This is a genomic window from Nostoc sp. 2RC (assembly GCF_014222165.1).
Taxonomy (GTDB): Bacteria; Cyanobacteriota; Cyanobacteriia; order Cyanobacteriales; family Nostocaceae; genus Nostoc; species Nostoc linckia.
Genome location: NZ_JACKZU010000744.1, coordinates 1 through 988, shown reverse-complemented (window position 1 = coordinate 988; position 988 = coordinate 1). Strand labels below are relative to the sequence as shown.

Annotated in this window: 1 protein-coding gene; it reads left to right on the top strand. The window is 45.6% G+C overall.

Annotated features, from left to right (window positions below; translation table 11 throughout):
• Positions 1-150: 150 nt before the first annotated feature.
• Complete coding sequence (locus GNE10_RS34790; RefSeq protein WP_185570541.1) at positions 151-852, top strand: DUF6391 domain-containing protein; 702 nt, start codon at positions 151-153, stop codon at positions 850-852.
• The last annotated feature ends 136 nt before the right edge of the window (positions 853-988 follow it).

Here is a 988-nt window from a genome sequence, read left to right as displayed (position 1 = left end):
TTTTTGTTATTGAGCCGGTATGGGGCATGGGGCCCCATGCCCCATGCCCCATACCGGCTCAATAACAAAAATTAGCAACAATTTAATGGTGCAAGCGCTACATTTGAAAGAAATCTGTATTGCTCTATCGGCTTGGAGAGTAGTGTTCCGATGAATACTTCTGCTTCTTTTCAAGGTGGTTCTTTTCCCTTTGAATTTTGGAATTTTGATTTGACAACACCTCTGTCAGGAAAAGTTCCAACCTCAGAATCACAACCTTCAGACTTTCCGTATCCTACGCAAGATACTGACTTACTTAGGCAACTGTCGTTTATTCCAGGGTTAAAAGAAATTTTAATGTTGCGGCAAGTTCACGCACTAGAACATGCCACTGTCTGGGTTTTGAGTGAATCAAATAGTGCATACCACACCACAGGAGAAGCCAATAAAGTTCAACTAGATAACGAACTGTTAGGTGGTTTGTCCACGGAACAGGGATTCTACCTCTATGGTGAAGTGAACATCAGTGATTTACGGCGTGCAGTGGCACTTGCCCGACATCGCATTACCAGTGGAGAGTGGGATTTAGCTGTACATCCCCGTTGTGGCACAAATTTATCAGTAGCAATGGTCTTAACCGCCGGATTAGCTATGGGTGTACATTTATTGCTACCATTCCGACCTGTAGAGCAAATTATAGGTTTGGGGTTAGCTGCAACAACAGCCGCTGAAATCGCACCTGATTTAGGTTCTATGGTACAGCGTTACTTAACAACCGCTATTCCTTTTAACCTCACAATTGAAAACATTATCCGTACACGCGACCTCTGGGGACGTGAAGCGCATTTTGTCAAAGTGAAATGGCAAGAATGAAGAGAGTGAAGGGTATGAGGCATTGGGCAAGCAGGAGGTGTGGGAGGTGTGGGAGGTGTGGGAGGTGTGGGAGGTGTGGAAGGTGTGGGAGGATGGTGAAGAAATTTTTCCCCCTCTCTCCCCACACTCCCCACAC

Bases quoted from the DNA above. Each gene is read 5' to 3' on its own strand.
- GNE10_RS34790 (WP_185570541.1), top strand. From the start codon at position 151: ATGAATACTTCTGCTTCTTTTCAAGGTGGTTCTTTTCCCTTTGAATTT.